This is a genomic window from Antiquaquibacter metalliresistens (genome assembly GCF_029211225.1).
In the GTDB taxonomy this organism is placed as follows: domain Bacteria; phylum Actinomycetota; class Actinomycetes; order Actinomycetales; family Microbacteriaceae; genus Rhodoglobus; species Rhodoglobus metalliresistens.
In genome coordinates this window covers 17,238-40,966 of record NZ_JARGEM010000005.1, presented here as the reverse complement: position 1 = coordinate 40,966, position 23,729 = coordinate 17,238, and the positions used below count along the sequence as shown (strand labels likewise).

21 protein-coding genes and 1 tRNA gene are annotated in these 23,729 nt (G+C 69.6%); 6 read left to right on the top strand and 16 right to left on the bottom strand.

The window, feature by feature from the left end; all coding sequences use genetic code 11:
• Nucleotides 1-18 precede the first annotated feature (18 nt).
• Genes PYV02_RS10170 through PYV02_RS10165 form a run of 3 tightly spaced genes read left to right on the top strand, consistent with a single transcriptional unit; the run spans nucleotide 19 to nucleotide 2,012 of the window.
• A complete protein-coding gene (locus PYV02_RS10170; protein ID WP_275758783.1) occupies nucleotides 19-1,326 on the top strand; it encodes an FAD-dependent oxidoreductase in 1,308 nt (435 codons plus the stop codon).
• A gap of 6 nt (nucleotides 1,327-1,332) precedes the next feature.
• Nucleotides 1,333-1,629, top strand: a complete 297-nt coding sequence (locus tag PYV02_RS15395; protein ID WP_420833614.1) for a type II toxin-antitoxin system Phd/YefM family antitoxin — start codon at nucleotides 1,333-1,335, stop codon at nucleotides 1,627-1,629.
• Entirely contained in the window at nucleotides 1,626-2,012 is a 387-nt protein-coding gene (locus tag PYV02_RS10165; protein ID WP_275759167.1) for a type II toxin-antitoxin system VapC family toxin, read from the top strand. Before PYV02_RS15395 ends, PYV02_RS10165 begins: the two co-directional genes overlap by 4 nt.
• Before the next feature lie 160 nt (nucleotides 2,013-2,172).
• On the opposite strand, the gene PYV02_RS10160 is transcribed toward PYV02_RS10165, so the two are convergent.
• The 12 genes from PYV02_RS10160 to PYV02_RS10105 all read right to left on the bottom strand — a co-directional run bounded on the left by PYV02_RS10160 (nucleotide 2,173) and on the right by PYV02_RS10105 (nucleotide 12,563).
• Nucleotides 2,173-3,198 carry a hypothetical protein gene (locus tag PYV02_RS10160; RefSeq protein ID WP_275758781.1) on the bottom strand — a complete coding sequence of 342 codons (1,026 nt, stop codon included), beginning with the start codon at nucleotides 3,196-3,198 and terminating at the stop codon, nucleotides 2,173-2,175.
• Nucleotides 3,199-3,366: 168 nt separating this feature from the next.
• Nucleotides 3,367-3,440 (bottom strand) — tRNA-Leu (locus PYV02_RS10155).
• Between the two features lie 71 nt (nucleotides 3,441-3,511).
• Nucleotides 3,512-4,894, bottom strand: a complete 1,383-nt coding sequence (locus PYV02_RS10150; RefSeq protein WP_275758779.1) for an NAD(P)/FAD-dependent oxidoreductase — start codon at nucleotides 4,892-4,894, stop codon at nucleotides 3,512-3,514.
• 38 nt (nucleotides 4,895-4,932) lie between these two features.
• On the bottom strand, nucleotides 4,933-6,171 hold the full coding sequence (locus PYV02_RS10145) for a S8 family serine peptidase (RefSeq protein WP_275758777.1): 1,239 nt from the start codon (nucleotides 6,169-6,171) through the stop codon (nucleotides 4,933-4,935).
• Nucleotides 6,168-6,683, bottom strand: coding sequence for a DUF501 domain-containing protein (locus tag PYV02_RS10140; protein ID WP_275758775.1), 516 nt, complete (start codon nucleotides 6,681-6,683; stop codon nucleotides 6,168-6,170). The genes PYV02_RS10145 and PYV02_RS10140 overlap by 4 nt, the downstream gene beginning before the upstream one ends.
• Nucleotides 6,680-7,168 carry an FtsB family cell division protein gene (locus PYV02_RS10135; RefSeq protein ID WP_275758773.1) on the bottom strand — a complete coding sequence of 163 codons (489 nt, stop codon included), beginning with the start codon at nucleotides 7,166-7,168 and terminating at the stop codon, nucleotides 6,680-6,682. The genes PYV02_RS10140 and PYV02_RS10135 overlap by 4 nt, the downstream gene beginning before the upstream one ends.
• A 64-nt stretch (nucleotides 7,169-7,232) precedes the next feature.
• Nucleotides 7,233-8,513, bottom strand: a complete 1,281-nt coding sequence (gene eno / locus PYV02_RS10130; protein ID WP_275758771.1) for a phosphopyruvate hydratase — start codon at nucleotides 8,511-8,513, stop codon at nucleotides 7,233-7,235.
• Nucleotides 8,514-8,564: 51 nt separating this feature from the next.
• Nucleotides 8,565-9,308 carry an alpha/beta fold hydrolase gene (locus PYV02_RS10125; RefSeq protein WP_275758769.1) on the bottom strand — a complete coding sequence of 248 codons (744 nt, stop codon included), beginning with the start codon at nucleotides 9,306-9,308 and terminating at the stop codon, nucleotides 8,565-8,567.
• Nucleotides 9,305-9,739 (bottom strand): MarR family winged helix-turn-helix transcriptional regulator, encoded by a 435-nt coding sequence (locus PYV02_RS10120; protein ID WP_275758768.1) that lies wholly within the window; start codon nucleotides 9,737-9,739, stop codon nucleotides 9,305-9,307. The genes PYV02_RS10125 and PYV02_RS10120 overlap by 4 nt, the downstream gene beginning before the upstream one ends.
• A 35-nt stretch (nucleotides 9,740-9,774) precedes the next feature.
• Complete coding sequence (locus tag PYV02_RS10115; RefSeq protein ID WP_275758766.1) at nucleotides 9,775-11,064, bottom strand: histidine--tRNA ligase; 1,290 nt, start codon at nucleotides 11,062-11,064, stop codon at nucleotides 9,775-9,777.
• Between the two features lie 199 nt (nucleotides 11,065-11,263).
• Nucleotides 11,264-11,905 (bottom strand): nucleoside triphosphate pyrophosphohydrolase, encoded by a 642-nt coding sequence (locus PYV02_RS10110; protein WP_275758764.1) that lies wholly within the window; start codon nucleotides 11,903-11,905, stop codon nucleotides 11,264-11,266.
• Between the two features lie 55 nt (nucleotides 11,906-11,960).
• Nucleotides 11,961-12,563 (bottom strand): gamma carbonic anhydrase family protein, encoded by a 603-nt coding sequence (locus PYV02_RS10105; RefSeq protein ID WP_275758762.1) that lies wholly within the window; start codon nucleotides 12,561-12,563, stop codon nucleotides 11,961-11,963.
• Between the two features lie 48 nt (nucleotides 12,564-12,611).
• On the opposite strand from PYV02_RS10105, the gene PYV02_RS10100 reads away from it, so the two are divergent.
• Complete coding sequence (locus PYV02_RS10100) at nucleotides 12,612-13,148, top strand: thermonuclease family protein (protein WP_275758760.1); 537 nt, start codon at nucleotides 12,612-12,614, stop codon at nucleotides 13,146-13,148.
• Nucleotides 13,149-13,154: 6 nt separating this feature from the next.
• Here the strand turns inward: PYV02_RS10100 and PYV02_RS10095 are convergent, their stop codons facing one another.
• Nucleotides 13,155-13,637, bottom strand: coding sequence for an Lrp/AsnC family transcriptional regulator (locus PYV02_RS10095; protein WP_275758758.1), 483 nt, complete (start codon nucleotides 13,635-13,637; stop codon nucleotides 13,155-13,157).
• 136 nt (nucleotides 13,638-13,773) lie between these two features.
• Between PYV02_RS10095 and ald the strand changes: the two genes are divergently transcribed.
• Nucleotides 13,774-14,883, top strand: a complete 1,110-nt coding sequence (gene ald / locus PYV02_RS10090) for an alanine dehydrogenase (RefSeq protein WP_275758756.1) — start codon at nucleotides 13,774-13,776, stop codon at nucleotides 14,881-14,883.
• 63 nt (nucleotides 14,884-14,946) lie between these two features.
• A complete protein-coding gene (locus PYV02_RS10085; RefSeq protein ID WP_275758754.1) occupies nucleotides 14,947-15,744 on the top strand; it encodes a CPBP family intramembrane glutamic endopeptidase in 798 nt (265 codons plus the stop codon).
• Here PYV02_RS10085 and PYV02_RS10080 read toward each other — a convergent pair.
• Genes PYV02_RS10080 through mfd form a run of 3 tightly spaced genes read right to left on the bottom strand, consistent with a single transcriptional unit; the run spans nucleotide 15,719 to nucleotide 23,640 of the window.
• On the bottom strand, nucleotides 15,719-17,536 hold the full coding sequence (locus PYV02_RS10080; protein ID WP_275758752.1) for an ABC transporter ATP-binding protein: 1,818 nt from the start codon (nucleotides 17,534-17,536) through the stop codon (nucleotides 15,719-15,721). The genes PYV02_RS10085 and PYV02_RS10080 overlap by 26 nt on opposite strands.
• 31 nt (nucleotides 17,537-17,567) lie before the next feature.
• Nucleotides 17,568-20,024, bottom strand: a complete 2,457-nt coding sequence (locus PYV02_RS10075) for a phosphoketolase family protein (RefSeq protein WP_275758749.1) — start codon at nucleotides 20,022-20,024, stop codon at nucleotides 17,568-17,570.
• Nucleotides 20,025-20,070: 46 nt separating this feature from the next.
• Nucleotides 20,071-23,640 carry a transcription-repair coupling factor gene (mfd, locus tag PYV02_RS10070; RefSeq protein ID WP_275758747.1) on the bottom strand — a complete coding sequence of 1,190 codons (3,570 nt, stop codon included), beginning with the start codon at nucleotides 23,638-23,640 and terminating at the stop codon, nucleotides 20,071-20,073.
• Nucleotides 23,641-23,729 lie beyond the last annotated feature (89 nt).

Sequence of the window (23,729 nt, the reverse complement as noted above, 5' to 3'; positions counted from 1 at the left end):
TATTCGGAAGGATGCACCGTGACCCTCATCGACCTCGCCGCGCCCGTGGTGCGTGACACCCGTCTCGACGGCCTGCCCGTCGCAATCATCGGGGCCGGCCCGATCGGCCTGGCTGCCGCCGCCCACCTGACCGAGCGCGGACTCGAGTCCGTCGTGCTCGAAGCTGGCGACGACGTCGCCGCGAGCATGCGGGCGTGGGGGCACATCCGGCTGTTCTCGGCCTGGCGCGAGCTCATCGATCCGGCCGCGCGCCGCCTGCTCGAGGCCGAGGACTGGGTCGCCCCCGGAGACCCGGACACCGCACCGACCGGCACTGAGCTCGTGGCCGAGTACCTCGAGCCGCTGGCGCGGGCACTCGGCGCCCGTATCCGCACGAGCGTCACGGTGGATGCGGTGAGCCGCCAGGGCATGGACCGCACGCGGTCGGCGGGGCGGGCATCCACGCCCTTCGTGCTGCGCGTGCGGGAGAGCGACGGGAGCGTCAGCGAACTCGCGGCGCGCGCGGTGATCGACGCGTCTGGCACCTATCGCACCCCGAACAGCCTCGCCTCGAACGGCCTCGAGCCGCTCGGGCTCGCCGAGGTCGCCGACCGTGTCACGCACGCCCTGCCCGACGTGCTCGGCGTCGACCGCGCGCGGTTCGCGGGACGGCACACCACGGTCGTCGGCGCCGGGCACTCGGCGGCGAACACGCTCATCAGCCTCGCCTCGCTCATCGACGCGGAACCGAACACGCGCGTGACCTGGGTGATCCGCAACCGCTCGGCGGCGCGCGTCTTCACCGGCGACGGCGACGAGCTGGCCCGCCGGGGCGCGCTCGGCACCCGCGTGCTCGACCTCGTCGACCGGGGTGCGATCGAGGTCGCCGACGGGTTCGAGATCGTCGGCCTCACCGACCGCGACGGACGGGTGGAGCTCACCGGCCTGCGAGGCGGTGACCTCGAGCGCCTGACGACCGACCTCCTCGTCAACGCGACCGGCTTCCGCCCGAATCTCGGGATGCTGCGCGAGATCCGCCTCGCCCTCGATGACGTCGTGGAGGCCCCTGTGCGGCTCGCGCCGCTCATCGATCCCAACGTGCACAGTTGCGGCACCGTCGAGCCGCACGGCTTCGCGGAACTTCAACAGCCCGAGCCGAACTTCTTCATCGCCGGCATGAAGAGCTACGGCCGTGCCCCCACGTTCCTGCTCGCGACCGGATACGAACAGGTGCGCTCGATCACGGCATGGCTCGCCGGGGATGCCACGGCGGCCCGCACCGTCGAGCTCGTACTGCCCGCGACCGGGGTGTGCTCGACCGACGCCGCGGGAGGCTGCTGCGGCTGACGGACAATGCGTGCTACACAGTGCTACGCTGTGCGCATGGAGACCGTAACACATCGCGAGATGCGCAATCGAAGCGGCGAGATCCTGCGTCGCGTCGAAGCGGGGGAAACGGTGCGAGTGAGCAACAACGGACATCCGGCGGCGCTCATCGTGCCGGTTGGAGGCGACCCACTCGATGGCCTCATCGCTCGAGGCGAGGCTAGACCTGCTCGAACCGGTGCGAGCGCCCTCGCCGCAATCATCCGCGGAGTCTCGCCAGTGAGTTCACGGGAGTTGCTCGAGGACAGCCGAGGTCGTTGGTGACCCTCACGTACCTGGACACGTCGGCCGCGATGAAACTCGTGGTCGAGGAAGCCGAGTCCGAGGCACTCGTCTCTGCACTCGCGCAGCCGTCCCGGCGGCTCGCGGCATCCTGGCTACTGCACACCGAGTTGCATTGTGCGGCCGGGCGAAACCCGGCGATCATCTCCGTCGAGGCGATCACGACCGTCGTCGATGCCGTCACCCTGGTGGATGTGACGCGGGGGGATCTGCTCTCGGCCGGCACCCATGCCCCGCTGCGATCGAACGACGCGATCCACCTGGCGACCGCGTTGCGGATCGGCGCCGACGAGATCGCCACCTACGACGCCGAGCTCGCCCGCGCAGCCACCTCGGCGGGCATCCGGGTGGTCGCTCCGGCCTGACGTCGGTTCACGTGTCGCCCCCGGAAGTGCCTGTGCCGCCGATCGTCTCGTACGACTGCCCGTGCCCACCCGCGAGCGCAACGGCCCGACCGTCGATCGACACCACGAACGTGCGATCGGCATCGAGGCCGTCGGGCAACTGCTGTGCCGCGAAACCACGTCACGGCAGCCCTCGCACCGCCACCCGCAGTTCCGGACCGAGGGTCAGCTGGAGCCCATCGGCCGGCCAGTCGACGGTGAGGCCGGATTCGGCGAACGCTTCGAGCGTCGTGCAGTCGCTCGCGACATCCCCCGCGAACGAGCTTCGTTGCGCCACGAGCAGGCACACACGGTCGTCGTCGGGCTGATATAGCCACACGCCCAGGTCCTGGTAGTCCACGACTCTGCGAATGGTCTCGGCCACGATCTGGTCGGGTTCCAGCAGGTGGCGCAGCCCTTCGCGGTCGAGATCGGTCGGCTCGTTCTCGAGCAGGTCCTTGAGCGACTCGCGCGGGGGCAGGGTGTGGATGCTGTGCTGAAGTCCCCCTATCGGACCCCAGGTAAACGACACTCGCCTCTGCTCACCGTCGGCGCCGGTAGCGAGCGCCTTGTCCTCGATGGAGATCCCGTTGACATCGAACTCCTCGCGGGTGGTGCACACAGTGCCGGCCGACTGTCCCGAGGTGACCATCATGCACACCCGTTCCTCTTCGAGAATCTCGTCCAAATGGGGGTCAGCAGCGCCGAGGTATCCGAATACTTGATGGTCCTCTACCTCTCCGAGGAAGCGAACTCCAGCGACGTCGAGGTGTTGCGCGAACCTGCTCGGCGGCGCGTCCGCTTCGGTTGGAGCACGGTCGAACACCGAGAGCGAGTCCTGCTGCTCACGCACGATCGCGATGGTCGACACCGTCGCGATCAGCGCGACCACGGCGAGCCCGATGCCCACGAACCGTCGCCGGCTGTGGCGGGCATGGACCTCGGTCGCGGGCGGTTCGGTGGCTTCGTCGCTCTCCGTGGCTTCGTCACTTGCGGTGGGATCCTCGAGCCCGGTGTCGAGGGCGTCCGCTGCTGCGCTCGCGACCTCGGTCGCCCCGAGCCGGAGCGCGTCCAGCCGGAGCGTGGCGACCCGGCGCTCCGCATCCGAACTCCCCGGCCCGAACGCGATCGCTCTCAGTCGCGAGATCTCATCATGTTCGCGTGACACGGATCGAGCGTAACGCCCACGAAGGGCCGCGCCCGCGGGCCCACCCGCGCCCCGCCGGACGCCGAGTTCGCCACTTCTGCCGCTTCCAGCGGGCCCGAGGCGACAGAACTGGCGAACTCGCGCCACATCACGCGCGAGAGAGCGCGGGCACGCGTCGGCGGGGATGTGTACCCCGGGTGGGGTTCGAACCCACACTGCGGCGATTTTAAGTCGCCTGCCTCTGCCAATTGGGCTACCGGGGCGAGACCCCGTCACCGGGGAGGGACCCCGAGCGGGCCGGGGCGTGCGCCCCAGTCTCGCACGCGCCCGCGTGTCAGCGCTTGGAGGGGTTGCCGCCCATGGGCATTGGCGCGCCTGCCGCGTTGGTCTGCCCGGCGCCCTTCGGGCGCGCGGCGAACTCCGCGAACGCGGCGCGCGGGTGGATGCGGGCCTCGAGCGAGACGGTGTCGCGCCGCAGCAGGAAGTTCAGCACCCAGCCGACGAAGACCCGGATCTTGCGCTCCCACATCGGGATCGCGAGGCCGTGGTAGCCGCGGTGCATCACCCAGGCGAGGTAACCCTTGACCGCGATGCGACCGGACTGGAACACGCCGTGGTTCAGACCGATGCCCGCAACCGCGCCCTGGTTCTTGTGGAAGTAGTCCTTCGGCGACTCACCGCGCAGGCTCGCCACGATGTTCTTGGCCATGAGCTTGCCCTGGCGCACGGCGTGCTGGGCGTTCGGCACGCAGAAGCCGCCAACGCCGTCACCGGTGAGGTCGGGCACGGCGCACACGTCGCCGGCGCCCCAGGCGTCGGCCACGACATCCCCCTTCGCGTCGATGACGCGCAGATCGGCCTGCACCGTGAGGCGACCGCGCTCCTCGAGCGGCAGGTCGGTGTTGCGCAGCACCGGGTTGGCCATCACGCCGGCGGTCCACACGATCGTGTCGGACTCGAAGCTCTCGCCCGTCGACAGCTCGACCTTGCCGTCGACCGCCGAGGTCAGCTGGGTGTCGAGGTGGATCTGCGCGCCGCGCTCGGCCAGGTTCTTGATCACCCACTGGCTCGTCTTCAGCGACACCTCGGGCATGATGCGGCCCATGGCCTCGATGAGGTGGAAGTGCGTGTCCTCGAACGACAGGGTCGGGTAGAACCGGATGAGGTACGAGGCGATCGCCCGCAGCTCGCCGAACACCTCGATGCCCGCGAATCCCCCGCCGACGACGACGAACGTCAACAGGCGGTCGCGCTCCGGCCCCGCCGGCAGGTTGGATGCCTTGTCGAAGTTGGTCAGCAGCCGGTCGCGGACCGCGACGGCCTCCTCGATGTTCTTCATGCCGATCGCGACATCCGCGACACCCGGGATCGGGAACGTGCGGCTGACCGCTCCGGCCGTGACCACAACGATGTCGTACGCGAACTCCCACGGCTCACCGAGCGCAGGCGTGATCGTGGCGACCTTGCGCGCGTGATCGATGTTGGTGACCTTCGCCGTGATGACCTCGGTCTTGTGCAAGTGCCGGCGGTGATGCACGACCGCGTGGCGGGGCTCGATGGAGCCGGCCGCGACCTCGGGCAGGAAGGGCTGGTACGTCATGTACGGCAGCGGGTCAACCATGGTGACCTGCGCTTCGCCGCGGGAGAGCCACTTCTCCAGCTTCAGTGCGGTGTAGAAACCGGCATAGCCGCCGCCGACGATCAGGATTCTGGGCACGAGTGGTGGTCTCTCCTCAGGGAACGTAAGACCCCAATCTACTCCGTTCCGCGTGCCGCCTTCGCACGCCGCACGCCGAGCACGAGGATCGTCGCGAACAGGCCGAGGAACAACACCACGACGCCGAGCGGAACCCCCACGTTGCGCAGCAGGTTCACCGTGGGCAACAGCGTGCCGAGTGGGCTCGCCGGGGGTGCGGCGACCTCGGGCAGCACAGGAGCCACCGAGGTGCGGGTCGGCACCGGTACCGGCGTGGACTCGGCGCGCCGGTAGATGGTGATCCACTCGGCGAGGTCGCCCATGGGGTTCGCGGTGACCGCGGGCACGTTCGCGGTGACGGCGGCCGCGGCATCCACGAGTCCGAAGCCGTAGATCGGATCGGCACCGGGCGCACCAGCGTCGTGGGCGGTGGCGATGACGCGGTTGATGACGTTGGCGGCGTCGAGTTCCGGATGCGCCGCCCGCACCAGTGCGACGATGCCGGCCACGATCGGGGTCGCCCCGCTGGTGCCGTTCCAGAGCACGTGGTCGCCGCCGGGCACGACGCCGACGAGGTCCTCGCTGGGCGCGGACACCCCGATGGTGATGCCCTGGGATGACGCGTCGAAACTCGCCTGCCCGCTCACGTCGACCCCCCCCACGGTGAGCACCCCGGGCATGGTGGCGGGGGCGCCGACCTCCGTGGTGCCGCTGCCCCGGTTGCCCGCGGCCGCGACCACCACCACGTCGTGCTCCATGGCGTAGAGGAAGGCGTCGTCCCAGCTCTCGGGCCAGTCGCGGGTGTTGCGGGTCAGCGACATGTTGATGACGTCGGCACCCTGATCGACCGCGTACCGCACGGCCTGCGCGATCTGCTCGTCGGAGCTCGTCGACCCCTCGCCGAATCCGATCGAGATCGAGAGCACGGATGCCGCGGGCGCCGCCCCGATCACGCCCGCGTTCGCTCCGGTGCCGCGCCCCACGGCGAGGGAGGCCACCATCGTGCCGTGCTCGCTGCCATCGGAACCGACCGGCTTCTGACCGTTCGAGGAACCCAGGCCGGAGAAGTCCGCTCCGCCCACGACCGCACCGGCGAGCTCGGGCACGCTGCCGTCGACGCCCGTGTCGATGATCGCGATCGTCACACCGGCGCCATGCGTGGTGTTCCAGGCCGTGCGGATGCCGTAGTCGTCGAGCCAGTACTCCTGATCGCGCACCTGGTCGGCGCTCGCGGGGGCGGCGACGAGCAGGCTCGCGAGGATGCCGAGCGCGACGGCCGCGGAGACGCGGCGCCTCACGGGGCGGTCCGTTCGTAGTCCGGGCACTCGCAGCGCTCGGGACTCCACGCGGCCTCGGCGAGCGCGAGGTCACCGATCGGGTTGACCCCCGGACCGGCCGCGAGGGCGTGACCGACGAGCGCGTGCAGGCACTTCACGCGGTCGGGCATGCCGCCGGCGGAGATGCCGGCGATCTCCTCGACCTCGAGCACGGAGTTCCTGTCCGCGAGGTACTGCTCGTGCGCGGTCCGGTATGCCGCAGCGGTGTCGCCCTCGAGCAGTGCCGCCAGTTGCGGCATCCGCCCCTCCGCCTCGAGCGTCGAGACGGCCGCCGTCGCCGCGGGATGCGTGAGGTAGTAGAAGGTGGGGAACGGGGTGCCGTCGGAGAGCCGCGGCCGGGTGGAGACGACCGTGGGCGCGCCGCAGACGCAGCGCGCCGCGATGCCGACGACATCGCGCGCGGGTCGGCCGAGCTGCATCGAGACGATGCGCACGTCCTCGTCGGTCGGGGGCTCGAACGGCGGGCGGGTCACTGCAGCCCTCCCTCGAGCTTTTCCGGCGGGGCATCGGTGAGCCCCGAGGTGTAGACGGACGACAGCAGCGAGCGCAGCCAGTCGACCTGGGTGGTCTGGATCGTGTCGGAGATCGGCAGTCCCTCGTCGGTGGTCACGATGCCCTCGTCACCGGTGACCAGGTAGCTGATGTCGCCGGGCAGGATGTAGAACAGCCGCTCGCGCGCCTGCGACTCGATGTAGGCGGGGTCGTCCCAGCGCGCGACGTCGTCGGTGAGGTCGTCGACCGACGCTTGCGCCTCATCGACCGTCGCCTGCAGCGCCGCGATCTGCTGTCGCTGCTCCACGAAGATGCGCAGGTTCGGGGCGAGCACGATGACGGCGAGGATGAGCAGCCCGAGCATGAGCAGCGAGAAGCTGGAGAAACGGATGTTGCGCAACCAGTGCTCGGGCGCGCTCTCCTCCGGAAGCCTCGCGGCCACCTTCGTCGTCGTGCGCCGCGCCATGCGAACGAGCTTAACCGGCGATCGAGCCCGCCGAGATCTCGACAGGCTCGATCACCGCGGACTCTCAGGCCGTGAAGCGCGGGAACGCCGAGGCACCGGCGTAGACCGCGGCCTCGCCCAGCTCCTCCTCGATGCGCAGCAGTTGGTTGTACTTGGCGACGCGGTCGGAGCGAGCCGGTGCACCCGTCTTGATCTGGCCGGCGTCCGTGGCGACCGCGATGTCGGCGATCGTGGTGTCCTCGGTCTCACCGGAGCGGTGCGAGATCACTGCGGTGTAGCCGGCGCGCTGGGCCATGGCCACGGCATCCAGGGTCTCCGAGAGGGTGCCGATCTGGTTGACCTTGACGAGGATCGAATTGGCGGCGCCGAGCTCGATGCCCTTCTTCAGGCGGGTCGGGTTGGTGACGAACAGGTCGTCGCCGACGATCTGCACCTTCGAACCGAGCTGGCCCGTGAGGTGCACGTAGCCCTCCCAGTCGTCCTCGGCGAGCGGGTCTTCGATCGTCGCGAGCGGGTAGTCGGCGACGAGCTTCACCCAGAAGTCGGTGAGCTGCTCGCCGGTGAGGGTCTGCTGCTCGAAGGTGTACACGCCGTCGGCGAAGAACTCGGTGGCCGCGACATCCAGGCCGAGGGCGAAGTCCTTGCCCGGGGTGAAGCCGGCCGTCTCGATCGCCTTGACGATGAAGTCGAGCGCGGCACGGGCACCCGGCAGGTCGGGGGCGAAGCCGCCCTCGTCGCCGAGACCGGTGTTCTGGCCGGCCTTCTTCAGCTCGCCCTTCAGCGCGTGGTAGACCTCGGCACCCCAGCGCAGCGCGTCGGCGAAGGTCTCGGCGCCGATCGGCAGCACCATGAACTCCTGGATGTCGAGCGCGGTGTCCGCGTGCGCCCCGCCGTTGATGATGTTCATCATCGGCACCGGCAGAGTGTGGGCGTTGGGCCCGCCGAGGTAGCGGAACAGCGGCAGGTCGGCGGAGTCGGCTGCGGCCTTCGCGACCGCGAGGGAGACGCCGAGGATCGCGTTGGCGCCGAGGGCCTTCTTGTTGTCGGTGCCGTCAAGGTCGATCATGACCTGGTCGATGATGCGCTGGTCGGCGGCGTCGATGCCCTCGATGGCGGGGCCGATCGTGTCGAGCACGGCGTCGACGGCCTTCAGCACGCCCTTGCCGAGGTAGCGGTGCTTGTCGCCGTCGCGCAGTTCGTAGGCCTCGAAGGCACCGGTAGAGGCACCCGAGGGCACCGCGGCACGGGAGACCGTGCCGTCTTCGAGCAGCACCTCGACCTCGACGGTCGGGTTGCCCCGGGAATCAAGAATCTCGCGAGCGCCGACTGCCTCGATCAAAGCCACTGGGTGTTCTCCTTCAGGACGGGACGTAAGTGGTGGATGTCCGCCTGAATCCTACTCCGGCGACGTGACCGCCCTGAGCGAGGGATGCGCCTGCCGGCGCTCGAGCCAGTGCCGCAGCACGGCGTTGAAGAGCTGGGGGCTCTCCAGGTTCCACTGATGCCCGACGCCCGGTGCGATCGCGCGGACCGCACTCGGTAGCAGCGACAGCGAGGCGACGGCGCCACGATCCCGCTCCCCCGCCACCGCGAGCGTCGGCGCTTCGATCGCCGCGATCGACGCGGCGGGCGTGCCGGCGCTCACCTCGTCGAAGACGGCCAGTGCGGTCTCGCGGCGGATGCCGAGGCCGGTCTCGATGAACAGCGCGGCATCGTCGCCGCGCAGACCGTAGGAGCGGGCCAGCGCGCTCCAGAATCCCCGACGGTCCCAGAAGGCCAGCATGACCCGGCTCAGCGCACGCACTCCGCGGGATGGCGGCGCGACCTGCGCGCTCGCGAGCATGAGGTCCGCCACGCGGCCGGGATGCCGGGCCGCCAGTTCGATCGCGACCGCCGAGCCGAGCGAGAGCCCCACCACGTGACAGCCGTCCGGCAGCTGCTCGGCGAGTTCGTCCGCCGCACCGGCGATGGAGTCCCACGCCTGATCGTTGCTCGCCCCGAAGCCGGGCAGGTCGGGGACGAGCACGCGATGGTGCCCGAAGGCGGGCACCTGCAGCCCCCACATCCAGCCAGCGACGTTGCCGCCATGCAGGAAGACCAGGGGTGAACCGCTCGGATCGCCGAGCTCGAGGAGTCTCACGACCGCCCCTCGATCGTCGCGCCGTTGACGAGGATGCGGTCGAGCTGGGCCACGAGCGCCGACTCGTCCACGCCGTCGTCGAGGCCGCTCTGATGGCGCTCGAGGCCCGACCATGCTCGCTCGAACAGGGCGTCGCCGGACTCGGTCAGCCGCACGAGGTTGGCGCGGGCATCCGCCGGGTCGGGTTCGACGACGAGCAGGCCCTGCTGCACGAGTCCGCCGACGCGCTGCGTGATCGACGCGCGGGAGACGCCGAGGTTCGCCGCGATGCGCTGCTGGGAGGTCGGGCCGAGCACCCGCGCCATGAGCAGCACGAGGAACGGGGCGTAGTGGATGCCGTGCTCACGAGCCAGGTAGTCGTCGGCGATGCGGTCGATCAACGCGGTCACACGATGCAGCTTGAACGCGACGCTCTCCGTGATGTTGTCCATATTGTTAAGTAGTTAACAATATGGACAACGCCGCGTCAAGACAGCGGCTTGAACTCGAGGTCGTCGACGGTGCTGTCGGCGCTCACGAACGCGAACTCCCCGAAACCGGATGCGGCGAGCTGGTCGAGCACCGGCGCGAGATTGCGCGGGCGGGTGATCAACCGCACGCGCCGTCCTTCGGCCACGAGGGCGGCCTGCAGCGCGACGAGCGTCGCGGGGGTCACGTCGCGGTCGTGCACCAGGGCGACGCCCTCGGCGCCGGTGACCGCGGGCAGGTCGACGAGGTCGACGAGGCGCTCGAAGCCCAGCGAGGAGCCGGCGGCGGGGACATCCGTGCCGAGGAAGCGCCCGATCATGCCGTCGTAGCGTCCGCCGCCGCCGAGCGAGTAGCCGAGGGAGGGGTGCTCGATCTCGAAGATGGTGCCGGTGTAGTAGCCCATGCCGCGTACCAGCCACGGGTCGAAGCGCACCAGGGGGTGGTGCGGATCGCTGCCGCGCCCCTCCTCCACCGCGTGACCGATCGCGGCGAGGGCGGCGATGGCCGCGTCGTCGACGCCCTCGGGCAGCAGCCTGCGGATGCTCCGCTCGCCGAACGGCAGGAACTCCATCGTCATGGGCCGCTGGAAGAACGCCTCCAGCGCATCCACCGCTGCCGCGGGGAAGTCGCGCTCGCGCAGTTCGGCGACCACGCCGTCCTGGCCGACCTTGTCGAGCTTGTCGATCGTGATCAGGGCCGCGGGGTGCGTCTCGAGCGGGAACCCGAGCACCGTGAGCGCGCTCGTGATCAGACGTCGGTCGTTCACTCGCACGGTGCACTCGCTGAGCCCCAGGGCGTCAAGGGTCGCCGCGGTCGCGGTGATGAGCTCGATCTCGGCGAGCGGACCCGCCTCGCCGATGATGTCGATGTCGCACTGCACGAACTGGCGGAAGCGACCCTTCTGCGGACGTTCGGCGCGCCAGACGGGCCCGATCTGAATCGAGCGGAAAACGGTCGGCAGCTCGGCGCGGTGCGAGGCGTAGAACCGCGCGAGCGGCACGGTGAGATCGAACCGCAGCCCGAGATCGGCGAGGTCGAGCGGCTCGTCGGCGGCGCGCAGATCCTCGACGGTGAGCCCGCGCTTCATCACCGCGAAGGCGAGCTTCTCGTTGTCGCCGCCGAGGCCGGCGTGCAGGCGGTCGCTGTCCTCGACCGACGGGGTCTCGATCTCGTCGAAACCGTGCGCCGCGAAGCTCGAGCGGATCACCGAGAGCACCCGCTCCCGGCGCGCCTTGTCGGCGGGCAGAAAGTCACGCATGCCTCTCGGGGGGTTCACGGGTGAGGCCATGCGTCGATTCTCTCAGACGACGCCCCGACGCGTCGGCGCCCGCGCGTGTAGAATCGAGTGCCGCTCTTTCCGAGGATGTGTCCGAGCGGCGGTGAAGCATCGGGTAGCGAGCTTCCCTCTCAGCGAGGCCGGCGGGTCGGGTAATCCTGCCGTGCCTCCGGTGCCCTTTCCATTCGGGTTGGAAAGGGCACCATCCCGCTCACTCCGCGGCGCGGATGTCCGCCTGCAGCACCCGCAGCGCCCCGCGCAGTGCCCGCTCGGCATCGAGGCCCTGGCCCTTCGCGGCGACCACCATCGCGAGCAGGTCCTCCCCCAGCCGCTCCTCGGTGTCGGCGATCGCCGCGGCCTGGCGAGCGACCCCGACCTTCTCGGCGCGGCCGAGCAGCTTGTCGGCGAGCGCGAGCGAGGGCATGCCCTGCGGGATGCCGTCCAGCACGCTGGCCCGACCCGGCTTCTCCACGGCCTTGAGCCGGTCCCAGCTGGCCATCACCGCGTCCGGAGTCTCCGCGATCGCGTCGCCGAACACGTGCGGGTGTCGGCCGACCATCTTTGCGGTCATGTGCGCGGCGACATCCTCGAGGGTGAAGCGGCCCTCCTCGGCGGCGATGTCGGCGTGAAACAGCACCTGGTAGAGCACGTCGCCGAGTTCCTCGACGAGCTCGGCGTCATCCCCCGCCTCGATGGCGTCCACGAGTTCGTGGGTCTCCTCGACGAGGTACTGCACGAGGCTGGCGTGGGTCTGCTCGCGGTCCCAGGCGCAGCCGCCGGGGGCGCGCAGGTGCTCGAGGGTGGCGATGAGCTCGTCGAGCTTGGGATGCGGCGGGGTCACGGCCTCGGTCATGCGCCCAGTCTCGCATCCGGGCCCGGGCTCACGGCTCACGGCCCGGCTCAGGGGCTCAGGGCTCGATCGGGCGGTCCCCGCGGTGGCGCGCGAGCCCGCCCGCGTAGCGTTCGGTGAGCTGCACCATGAGGTCGGGGGTCTCCCGGTCGAGCCCGAAGACGTACCCGGGAAAGTCGAGCTCCTGCTGCAGCGCCCAGATCTCCTCGTGGCGGTCCGGCGAGAAGATCTGCGCGGGATCGCCCACCGCGACCCAGCCGATCGGCACCGTCGAGTGCTCGGGCAGCGGCGTGCGCAGGTGCACGACCGCGTTGACGCGCACCTCGCTGCCGCGACCGATGCTGGCCCCGTTGAAGATCCGCACGCCGGTGGCGATGAAGACCTCATCGGCCAGCACGGCACCGGCGATCGAGGACTGCGGGCCGATCAGGCAGTGGTCACCGATCGTCACCGGATCGGCGGCGCTCGAGCGGATGACCGCGTTCTCCATCACGATCACGTGCTCGCCGATCACGATCGGTCCGCCCTCGGCGGTGATCACCGCGCCGTGCAGCACCTGGCTGTCGGCGCCGATCGTCACGTCGCCGCTGACGACCGCCGTCGGTGCAACGGTCGCGGTCGGATCGATTGTGGGTCTCGCACCCTGGTGCTCGTACAGCATGTGCGCCAATCTAGTCCGCGATGCGCGCGAACACGGCAGACTCGTCGCATGCCCAAACGCGTCGGTCTCGTGCTCGCCGTGCTGCTGCTGGTCGTGCTCGCCGCCGCGGCGTGGTGGGCGGGGACGACGACGGGCGACGGCACGAGCACGAGCGCCGAGGGCCCGCCGACGGCCACCGATGGGATTCCGAGCGCCGCGACGCCCGCCACAATCGAGTACGTGCACGACGGGGACACGCTGTTCCTCGACGACGGTCGCAAGGTGCGGCTGCTCGGCATCGACACCCCCGAGGTCGGCGAGCACGCCGAATGCTACGGCAACGAGGCCACGGCGCTGCTGCGCTCCCTGCTCCCGGAGGGTTCGAGCGTTCGGGTGCTCGCGGACGTGCAGCCGCTCGACCAGTACGGTCGCTCCCTGCTGTTCGTGTACCGGGATGACGCAACCCTCGTGAACCTCGCCATGCTCGAGTCCGGCGCGGCCGAGGCCGTCGTGCTCGAGCCCAACGTGCTCTTCGCCGAGCGCCTGCGCGCAGCCGAGGACGACGCGCGAGCCGCGGGACTCGGGCTCTGGGGCGAGTGCCGCTAGCTCACGTCAGTCGAACTCGGCGACCACCGCACTGCGCTGGTAGGCGAAGATGACACTCGTGCGAGTCGACGCGACACTCGGCTGACCCGAGATGTGATCGACCACCATCGCGCGCAAGGCCGAGCTGTCCTCCACCGCGACATGCACGAGGAAGTCGTCGGACCCGCCGACGAAGAACGCCTGAATCACCTGAGGCAGCCGTCGCACGTTCTCCGCGAAGGCGGTGATGGACTCCTGCCTCGAACCCGGGCGCAAGGTCACCCCGATGATCGCCTGCAGTCCCCGACCGAGCGCGGCCTGATCGACGCTGGCGTGGTATCCGCGCACGACGCCACGGGCCTCGAGCGCACGGACGCGAGCGTGCGTGGTCGAGGCCGCGATCCCGGCCACGGCGGCGAGGTCGGCGTTGGTGGTGCGGGCATCCCGCTCCAGTTGGGCCAGCAGGGCGCCGTCGGTGGCATCGAGCGGCGGGTTCCGCAGATTCTCCATGGTCAACGGCCTTCCCTCGCATCCGATCGCACATTAGGTGCCTTGATCGCTCATCTGCCGCAGATTCTTCGGCATGGGTAGAACTGTAGTGACGAATCTGCATACTTGGCACACTGGAATCGCCAAGGAGGGCACTATGCGCGTGGGAATCCCCGCCGAGATCAAGAACAACGAGAACCGCGTAGGGGTCACGCCGGCGGGCGTCGACATGCTCGTGTCGCACGGCCATGAGGTCGTCGTGCAGGCCGGCGCTGGCCTGGGTTCGCGCATCCCCGACCAGGACTACCTCGCCGCAGGCGCCACGATCGTGGACGACGCCGATGCCGTCTGGGCCGAGGCAGACCTGCTCGTGAAGGTGAAGGAGCCGATCGCCGAGGAGTACCACCGTCTGCGGCCCGATCAGACGCTCTTCACCTATCTGCACCTCGCGGCGGATCGGTCGCTCACCGACGCACTGATCGCGTCGGGCACCACGGCGATCGCCTACGAGACGGTGCAACTGCCTAGCGGGTCGCTGCCGCTGCTGTCGCCGATGAGCGAGGTCGCCGGGCGACTGTCGATCACCGTCGGCTCCCATGCGCTCATGCGCGCGAACGGGGGTCGAGGGAGCCTGCTCGGCGGGGTCGCCGGAACCCGTCGCGCCAAGGTCGTCGTCATCGGCGGCGGGGTCGCCGGCGAGCACGCCGCCGCCAATGCGATCGGCATGGGGGCCGACGTGATCGTGATCGACGTGTCGCTCCCCCGCCTGCGCGAGCTCGAGCACCGCTACGGCGCCGCCCTGCAGACGCGCCTCTCGACGCGCCTCGACATCGCCGCCGAGCTCGTCGATGCCGACATGGTGATCGGCTCGGTGCTGGTGCCCGGGGAGGCCGCGCCGAGACTCGTCACGGATGACATGGTCGCCACCATGAAGCCGGGCGCCGTGCTCGTCGACATCGCGATCGATCAGGGCGGCTGCTTCGAAGGCTCGCACGCGACCACGCACGACGACCCGACCTTTCCGGTGCACGATGCCCTGTTCTACTGCGTCGCGAACATGCCGGGCGCCGTTCCCGAGACCTCCACACGGGCACTGACGAACGCCACCCTCCCCTACCTCGTCGCGCTGGCCGACAAGGGGTGGGCGCAGGCGGTGCACGATGACGCCGCACTCCGGGGCGGAGTCAACGTGCAGGCCGGAGTCGTGCGCAACGCCGGGGTTGCGCGAGCGTTCGACCTGCCCCTGGCCGAGGTGTCGGTGGCGTGATCGTGAGGTCGTCCACCGGGTAGGCGCGGCGCGGTCGCAGCATCGCCGTGTGAGCATAGACCCATGCTCGACCCGGACTGGGCGCTCACCCGCCCCCTGCTGTGGCTCGCGCTGCTCGGGCTCGTCGCCCTGCTCGTGGTGCGAGCCATCCGTCGCGACCGACTCGAGTACCGCCGCTTCAAGCGCTACCGCTCGACGTTGCGTCGGCAGGCGATGTACCGCAAGTGGCTGCGCGACGCCTTCCTCACCTTCGGCGCGGCCAGCGTCGCGCTCGTGCTGATCGCCGGCGCGTTCATCGACCCCTTGCTGGCCGAGACCTCGCAGTGGGCGCCGATCGTGGCGGTGCGCGACTGGGTGGGAGGGCATCCCGTGCTCACGATCGTCATCGCGGTGGCCGTGGTCCTCGCGTTCACCGCGCTGACGGTCGCAGGGGTGGTCGCCGCGCGCAAGGACGGCGAGGTGCCGACGATCGGGGACATCGGCGCCATGCTCCCCCGCAACCGCCCGGAGCTGGGTCTCGGTGCAGTTCTCTCGCTCAACGCCGGAGTGTTCGAGGAGCTCGTCTTCCGGCTGGGAGTGCCCGCCCTGCTGTTCGGCGCAACCGGCAGCGCGCCGGCGGCCGTGATCGGCAGCGTGCTGCTGTTCGGCGCCCTGCACGCCTACCAGGGCGTGGCCGGCGTGATCGGCACGACGATCTTCGGCGCGGTGTTCATGGCGAGCTACTTGCTGACGGGCAGCATCCTGGTGCCGATCGTGCTGCATATCCTCTTCGACCTGCGCTCGCTCGTGCTGATCCCGATGGCGGTCTCCGGCGCGCACCACGTGCGCCCCGGCGTCAGACCTGCGACTCGAACATCGTGAAGAACTCCCCGCGCCGTTCGATGAGCTCGCTCGCGGTGCCGCGCTCGACGATCCGGCCGTTCTTCAGCATGTAGATCACGTCGGCGCGCTCGATGGTGGTCAGCCGATGACTGATGATGATGAGCGTCTGGCTGGTGTCGGCGAACAGGTGGTTGAAGATGCGGGACTCGGCGAGCGCATCGATCGCCGAGGTCGGCTCGTCGAGGATGATGATGGGCGCCTGCCGGTAGAAGTTGCGCGCCAGCGCCATGCGCTGCCATTGCCCGCCGGAGAGGTCGACCCCGTTGGTGCCGTCCTTGTGGGCCATCCACGGCGAGACGTAGCTGTCTTCGCCCTTCGGCAGCCTGCTGATGAACTCGCGCGCCTCCGCCTTGTCGAGCGCAGCGTCGAACGCCTGCTGGTCGAACGGACGGTTGACCTGGCCGAACGCCACGTTGTCCTTGGCGGTGGCGAAGGAGTAGCTCAGATAGTCCTGCTGCAGCACGGCGAGCTGCTTGTGCCAGGAGTCGAGCGAGAACTCCTGCAGGGGCACGCCGTCGAGCGTGATCGAGCCCTCGGTGGGCGCGTAGAGTCCGCTGATCAGCTTGATGAGCGTGGACTTGCCCGCGCCGTTCTCCCCGACGATCGCGACGCGCTGTCCGCGCTCGATGGTGAGCGAGACATCCCGCAGCACATCGTTGTCGGAGCTCGGGTACCTGAAGCTGACGTGGCTCACCTCGATGCGCTGGGGCGGACCGGGAAGCACCCGCTCACCGCCCTGGCGCACGTCGAGCGACATGAACTCCTGGTAGTCGAACAGGTTCGCGAGCTGCTCGTCCAGCGAACTCACCTCGGTCACGAAGGAGTTCATCGCGGTCAGCGCTCGCTGCACGATCTGCTGCACATAGAGGAACTGGCCGATCGGCTGCTGCTGCGCGATGATCTGCAGCGTCACCCAGATCAGCGAGACCACCTGCGCGACGAGCTCGAGCGCGTCCGCCGCGAGACGCTTGAGGATGAAGCGACGCTCGAACACGATGCGCTCGCGCTCGTCGGCATCCCGCAGACTCTGGCGCAGGTTCAACAGGTGCCGCACCATGCCGTAGAGCCGCAGTTCGGCGATGTGCTCCGGCTGGAACAACTGCCGCTCGATCGTGCCCTTCGCGCGGCGCAGGTCGACCGTGCTGTTCCAGTGCCGCACCTGCGCTCGGCTGAGCGAAAACTGCAGGTAGATGCCCGGCACGATCGCGATCACGAGGATCACCGCAAGCCACCAGCCGACCAGCAGCAGGGCGATCACGGAGGCGACGAGCGTGATCACCTGCGACAGCATCCTCGACAGCGTCGAGAACGCCTGCGAGTAGAACAGCGAGAAGCGCTGGGCACGGTCGTACATGTCGATCGTGTCCTTGTCGTCGTAGCGCCAGAACTCCAGGGACAGGAAGCGCTCGTACATGATGTCGCTGACCTTCGCCTCGAGCGCATAGCGCATCAGGCGCTGCACGTATTGCTCGAGGCTGCGCCATCCGGTCAGCAGCAGACCGAGCGCGGCGGTCACGATCACGAAGGTGATGGCCCGCCCGCCCGCCGTCGGGTCGCCGGCAAACGCCTCGCCGAGCGCCGTCGTGGTCAGGGCGGCGAAGTAGGTCGTGACGATCGGCAGCACGGCGGTGATGATCGCGCCCGCGATCTGCAGCACGATCGTGCCCGGCGTCGTCTGCCAGGTCAGCTGCGCGATCTCCTTCGCCGCGCGCACGTACTGCTTGGGTCCGAGATTGGACTGCTGGATGCGGCGATTGCGACCTGGAGGCATACCTCGGTTCTACACCCGCCCGCGCACCTCGCTAGCGATTGTCGTCCCCGGCGTCCTCGAATCCCGTCGGGGCCGCATCGCGGTCCCAGGCCCACTGCGCCACCTCCGGCAGATCCTCGCCGTACTCGCGCGTGTACGTGCGGGCGCGGTGGCGGGCATCCTGCATGTCCTGCCGCAGCATCCCTTCGCGCTCGGCGAGGCCGGGCACGCGGTCGAGCAGGTCGATGACGAGCTTGTAGCGGTCGAGATCGTTGAGCATCACCATGTCGAACGGCGTGGTCGTCGTGCCCTCCTCCTTGTAGCCGCGCACGTGCAAGTTGCCATGACCGGTGCGACGATACGTGAGGCGGTGGATGAGCCACGGGTAGCCGTGGTAGGCGAAGATGACCGGCTTGTCGGTGGTGAAGATCGCGTCGTACTCGTGGTCGGAGAGCCCGTGCGGATGCTCGGACTCGCTCTGCAGGCGCATCAGATCCACGACGTTGACCACGCGCAGCTTCAGGCCAGGCACCCGCTCACGCAGGATGGAAGCCGCGGCCAGCACCTCGAGCGTCGGCACGTCCCCGGCGCACGCGAGCACGGCATCCGGCTCCTCCCCCAGCACCTCCGTGCCCGCCCAGTCGAAGATGCCGAGACCGCGCGTGCAGTGCTCGATCGCCTCGTCCATGGTGAGCCAGTTCGGCGCGGGCTGCTTGCCCGCGATCACGACGTTGACGTAGTCCATGGACCGCAGGCAGTGGTCATAGGTCGACAGCAGGGTGTTCGCGTCGAAGGGCAGGTAGACCCGCACCACCGAGGCCTTCTTGTTCACGACGTGGTCGATGAAGCCCGGGTCCTGATGCGAGAAGCCGTTGTGGTCCTGCCTCCAGACGTGCGAGCTCAGCAGGTAGTTGAGGGAGGCGACGGGGCGTCGCCACGGGATCTCGCTGCTGACCTTCAGCCATTTGGCGTGCTGGTTGAACATCGAGTCGACGATGTGGATGAAGGCCTCGTACGAGTTGAGCAGACCGTGCCGCCCGGTGAGCAGATAGCCCTCGAGCCAGCCCTGGCACTGGTGCTCGCTGAGCATCTCGATCACGCGGCCGGCGCGGGCGAGATGGTTGTCGTCGTCGATCGGCCAGCGCTCGGCATCCCACTGCTTGTCGGTGACCTCGAAGACGGCCGACAGACGATTGGATGCCGTCTCGTCCGGCCCGAAGATGCGGAAGTTGTCGGGGTTGGCGGTGATGACGTCGCGCAGCCACTGGCCGAGCACGGAGGTCGCCTCGCTCACCGAGCCGCCGGGGCTCGGCACGTCGACCGCGTAGTCGCGGAAGTCCGGCAGCGTGAGGTCCTTGCGCAGCAGCCCGCCGTTGGCGTGCGGGTTGGCGCTCATCCGCAGGTCGCCGGCGGGGGCGAGCGCCGTCGCGAGCGGCACCGTGGCACCGGCCTCGTCGAACAGCTCCTCCGGACGGTAGGAGCGCAGCCACGCCTCCAGCACGCGCGTGTGCTCCTCGGTGTCGCGGGCGTTCGCGAGCGGCACCTGGTGCGAGCGCCAGTTGTTCTCGGCGGGATGCCCGTCGATGACGGCCGGGCACGTCCACCCCTTCGGGGTGCGCAGGATGATCATCGGCCACGCCGGGCGGCCCTCGAGGGTGCCGTCGGCGGCCGCGGCCTTGATCTGCGCGATCTGGTTCAGTGCGGCATCCAGGGTCTCGGCGAATCGGCGGTGCACCGCGATCGGGTCCTCCCCATCGAAGCCGCCGGAGACCAGGTACGGCGTGTGACCGTAGCCGCGCATGAGATCGAGCAGCTCGTTCTCCGGGATGCGCGCGAGCACGGTGGGATTGGCGATCTTGTAGCCGTTGAGGTGCAGGATGGGCAGCACCACCCCGTCGTGCAGCGGGTCGATGAACTTGTTGGAGTGCCAGCTGGTCGCCAGCGGGCCGGTCTCCGCCTCGCCGTCGCCGACCACCGCGGCCACGAGCAGGTCGGGATTGTCGAAGGCCGCGCCGTAGGCGTGCGAGAGCGAGTAGCCCAGCTCCCCGCCCTCGTGAATGGATCCGGGGGTCTCCGGGGCGGCGTGACTCGGGATGCCGCCCGGGAACGAGAACTGACGAAACAGCCGCCGCAGCCCCTCCTCGGTGTGGTCGACCGAGTTGTAGAGCTCGGTGTAGGTGCCATCGAGGTAGGCGTTAGCGACCATGCCGGGACCGCCGTGACCGGGGCCGGCGATGTAGATCGTGCTGAGCGCTCGCTCGCGGATCACGCGGTTGAGGTGCGCATAGATCAGGTTGAGGCCCGGCGTGGTGCCCCAGTGACCCAGCAGGCGGGGCTTGATGTGGTCGCGAGTCAGCGGCTCGCGCAGCAACGGATTGGCGAGCAGGTAGATCTGCCCCACCGAGAGGTAGTTGGCGGTGCGCCACCAGGCGTTGAGTTCGACCAGGGTGCGATCGTCGATCTCGGTGGTGTCGCGGACGGGCCAGGTGAAACTGCGCGCAGCGGTCATCTGGCCATGCTGGCATTCGTTCGCGCGCGGCGACAGGCCCTTGGGCCTATTCGACCGCGGGCGTATCCTGGGCGCCGAAGATCGCGACGAGCAGGTCGTGCGTCCAGCCGATCAGGTGGGCATCGGATGACTCGGGCGGCAGGGGCACGAGCACGGACGCCGCTGCCGCGTGATACCGCGCCCCCGGGTACATCCGCTGCAGGCGCACCTGGATCGAGTCCGCGAGATCCGCGGGCGCCACGCGCAGCTTGTCCCCCATCACCACGACCTCCCCGAGGTTCGCGCGCTGTGCCATCCGCCGCAGGCGGGAGACCGCCACGAGGTTCAGCACCTGCTCGGGCGGTTCGCCGTAGCGGTCGGTGAGCTCCTCGAGCACGCGATCGATCGCATCGTCGGCCGCGGCCGGCGCGCTTGCGGTCGACAGCTTCTGGTAGGCCTCGAGGCGAAGCCGCTCGCTGTCAACGTAATCCTCCGGGATGTGCGCGTCAACCGGCAGCTCGAGCCGCAGCTCGGTCTGGCCCTCGGCGACATCCCCGCGGAAGGTCGAGACGGCCTCGCCGATCATGCGCAGGTAGAGGTCGAAACCGACGCCGGCAATGTGCCCGGACTGCTCACCGCCGAGCAGGTTGCCGGCGCCACGGATCTCGAGGTCCTTGAGCGCGATCTGCATGCCCGAGCCCAGGTCGTTGTTCGCCGCGATCGTCTCGAGGCGGTCGTGGGCGGTCTCGCTGAGCGGCTTGAGCTCGTCGTAGAGGAAGTAGGCGTAGGCGCGCTCGCGCCCACGACCGACCCGACCGCGCAGCTGATGCAACTGGCTGAGGCCGTACTTGTCGGCCCGGTCGATGATCAGCGTGTTCGCGTTGGCGATGTCGAGCCCGGTCTCGATGATCGTCGTCGAGACGAGCACGTCGAACTTGCGCTCCCAGAAGTCGACCATGACCTGTTCGAGCATCGACTCGCTCATCTGGCCGTGGGCCACCGCGACCCGCGCCTCGGGCACGAGCTCGGCGAGTTGCGATGCCACCCGCTGAATGGAGGACACCCGGTTGTGCACGTAGAACACCTGACCCTCGCGCAGCAGCTCCCGACGGATCGCGGCGGCGACCTGCTTGTCGGAGTACGGCCCGACGAAGGTGAGGATCGGGTGGCGGTCCTCCGGCGGCGTCGCGAGCGTCGACATCTCACGGATGCCGGTGACCGCCATCTCGAGCGTGCGCGGGATCGGGGTCGCCGTCATCGCGAGGATGTCGACGTTGGTCTTGAGCTTCTTGAGCGCGTCCTTGTGCTCGACGCCGAAGCGCTGCTCCTCGTCGATGATCACGAGGCCGAGGTCCTTGAAGGCGATGCCCTGGCTCAACAGCCGGTGCGTGCCGATCACGACGTCGACGGTGCCGTCGGCCAGTCCCGCGATCGTCTGGCTGGCCTCCTTGTCGGTCTGGAACCGCGACAGCGCCTTGAGGTGCACCGGAAAGCCCGCGAACCGCTCCGCGAAGGTCTCCATGTGCTGCTTGACCAGCAGCGTCGTCGGCACGATCATCGCGACCTGCTTGCCGTCCTGCACGGCCTTGAAGGCGGCGCGCACCGCGACCTCGGTCTTGCCGTATCCGACGTCGCCGGAGAGCAGGCGATCCATCGGGATCGGGCTCTCCATGTCGGCCTTGACCTCTTCGATGGTGGTCAGCTGGTCCGGCGTCTCGGCGAACGCGAACGCGTCCTCGAGCTCGCGCTGCCACGGGGTGTCCTTCGAGAACGCGAAGCCCTTCGACGCCATGCGCGCGCTGTAGAGCTTCACCAGCTCGACGGCGATGTCGCGCACCGCCTTGCGCGCCTTGCCCTTGGCCGCGGCCCAGTCCGAGCCGCCCATCTTGTTGAGCGCCGGCGCCTCGCCGCCCACGTAGCGGGTGAGCAGGTCGAGCTGATCGGTGGGCACGAAGAGCTTGTCGCCGGGGTAACCGCGCTTGTTCGGCGCGTACTCGATCACCAGGAACTCCCGTTGCGTCTTGATCGCATTGCGGCCGCCGGTCGACACCTCGCGGGAGACCAGCTCGAGGAACTTGCCGATGCCGTGCGTCTGGTGCACTACGAAGTCGCCGGCCTTCAGCTGCAGCGGGTCGACGACGTTGCGGCGTCGGCTGGCGAGCTTCTTGGGCTGCCGGGTGTCGTAGCCGGCGGCTCGGCCGTAGAACTCGGACTCGGTGAGCAGGGCGAGCTTCGCGTCATCCGATTCGAAGCCGCGATCGACGGATGCCGTGGTCAGGTACGCGACGCCCGGCTCCGCGTCGGCGGGGAACGCCTCCACCACGCGAGCGGACACCTCGTGCTCGGCCAGCAGGTCGGCCGCGCGTTCCACCATGCCTGCGCCCTCCGCGACGACGGCGACGCTCCAGCCCGCCCGCAGCCGCTCCGCGACGTGGGCGACGGCGCCCTCCGCCTGACCGGCGAAGCTCGGCACCGCGGCGGCCTCGACGCGCACGTACTCGTCGCTCTCGGCAGCCCCGGCGGCCTCGGCGCTGCCGGTTTCGCTCGCGGCACCGCTGTCGAAGGAGCTGAACGTCCACCACGGACGGGATCCGGCGGCCTCGCGCAGGCCGGCGACCGTGATGAAGTCGCCGGCGTCGAGATCGATCGGCGCCTCGGCTCCGGCGGTCGCGGCGTTCCACGCCGCGGCGAGGAACTCGCGGTTCGTCTCGGCCAGTGAGACGGCACGCGTCGCCACCCGCTCGGGCGAGAGCACGGCGATCGCGGCATCCGTCGGCAGATAGTGGGTCAGCGGCACGAGCCGGTGCACGAGCGCCGGGGCGAGGGACTCCATACCCTCCACCGGAATGCCCTCGCCGATCTTCGCGAGCATCGTGGACAGGCTCGGAAACTCGTGCTGCATCTCGCGGGCACGCTGTCGCACCGCGTCGTCGAGCAGCAGCTCGCGGCTCGGCGGCAGCTCGGCGGTGGTGATCTCGGTGTCGAGCGAGCGCTGGTCGGCGACGGAGAACTCGCGCAACTGCTCCAGCTCGTCGCCGAAGAACTCGAGCCGCAGCGGGTGCTCGTCGGTCGGGGCGAACACATCGACGATGCCGCCGCGCACGGCGAACTCGCCGCGTCGGGTGACCATGTCGACGCGCGAGTAGGCGAGGGCGACGAGGCGCTGGGTGAGGTGGGCCAGATCGTAGCCGCGCCCACCGCGGGTAAGTTCGATCGGCTCGATGCTCGCGAGATTGTCGGCGAGCGGCTGCAACGCCGCGCGCACGCTCGCGACGAGCACGAAGGGCCGCTCGCGATCCCACGACGCGATGGCCCGCAGCGCTGCGATGCGCTTGCCGACCGTCTCGGCGCTGGGACTCAGTCGTTCGTGCGGGAGGGTCTCCCACGCCGGGAAGTCGACGATCTCGGCGTCGGGCAGGTAGCTCCCGAGCGAGCGAGCGAAGGACTCCGCCTCCCGGCTCGTCGCGGTGATCGCGAGCAGGAATCGCGGTCCGCCCGCTCGGCCGAGCAGGCCCGCCGTCAGCGGTGCGCGCATGCCCTCGATCAGCGAGAAATCGGCGCTGCGACCGGCGCTCGCCAGTGCCGTCTCGAAGGTGTGGGCGCGCGACAGGGCCGGGAGAATTCCGTCGAGAGGCACCGCAGAAGTCTACGCGGCGCCGCCGACGGCTCCGGCTCCAGCTCCGGCTCCGGCTCCGGCTCCGGCTCCGGCTCCGGCTCCGGCTCCGG

Bases quoted from the DNA above. Each gene is read 5' to 3' on its own strand.
- PYV02_RS15395 (WP_420833614.1), top strand. From the start codon at position 1,333: ATGCGTGCTACACAGTGCTACGCTGTGCGCATGGAGACCGTAACACAT.
- PYV02_RS10135 (WP_275758773.1), bottom strand. From the start codon at position 7,168: ATGGCGCGGCGCACGACGACGAAGGTGGCCGCGAGGCTTCCGGAGGAG.
- PYV02_RS10120 (WP_275758768.1), bottom strand. From the start codon at position 9,739: ATGGACAACATCACGGAGAGCGTCGCGTTCAAGCTGCATCGTGTGACC.
- PYV02_RS10115 (WP_275758766.1), bottom strand. From the start codon at position 11,064: ATGGCCTCACCCGTGAACCCCCCGAGAGGCATGCGTGACTTTCTGCCC.
- PYV02_RS10110 (WP_275758764.1), bottom strand. From the start codon at position 11,905: ATGACCGAGGCCGTGACCCCGCCGCATCCCAAGCTCGACGAGCTCATC.
- PYV02_RS10105 (WP_275758762.1), bottom strand. From the start codon at position 12,563: ATGCTGTACGAGCACCAGGGTGCGAGACCCACAATCGATCCGACCGCG.
- PYV02_RS10100 (WP_275758760.1), top strand. From the start codon at position 12,612: ATGCCCAAACGCGTCGGTCTCGTGCTCGCCGTGCTGCTGCTGGTCGTG.
- PYV02_RS10095 (WP_275758758.1), bottom strand. From the start codon at position 13,637: ATGGAGAATCTGCGGAACCCGCCGCTCGATGCCACCGACGGCGCCCTG.
- ald (WP_275758756.1), top strand. From the start codon at position 13,774: ATGCGCGTGGGAATCCCCGCCGAGATCAAGAACAACGAGAACCGCGTA.
- PYV02_RS10085 (WP_275758754.1), top strand. From the start codon at position 14,947: ATGCTCGACCCGGACTGGGCGCTCACCCGCCCCCTGCTGTGGCTCGCG.
- PYV02_RS10080 (WP_275758752.1), bottom strand. From the start codon at position 17,536: ATGCCTCCAGGTCGCAATCGCCGCATCCAGCAGTCCAATCTCGGACCC.
- PYV02_RS10075 (WP_275758749.1), bottom strand. From the start codon at position 20,024: ATGACCGCTGCGCGCAGTTTCACCTGGCCCGTCCGCGACACCACCGAG.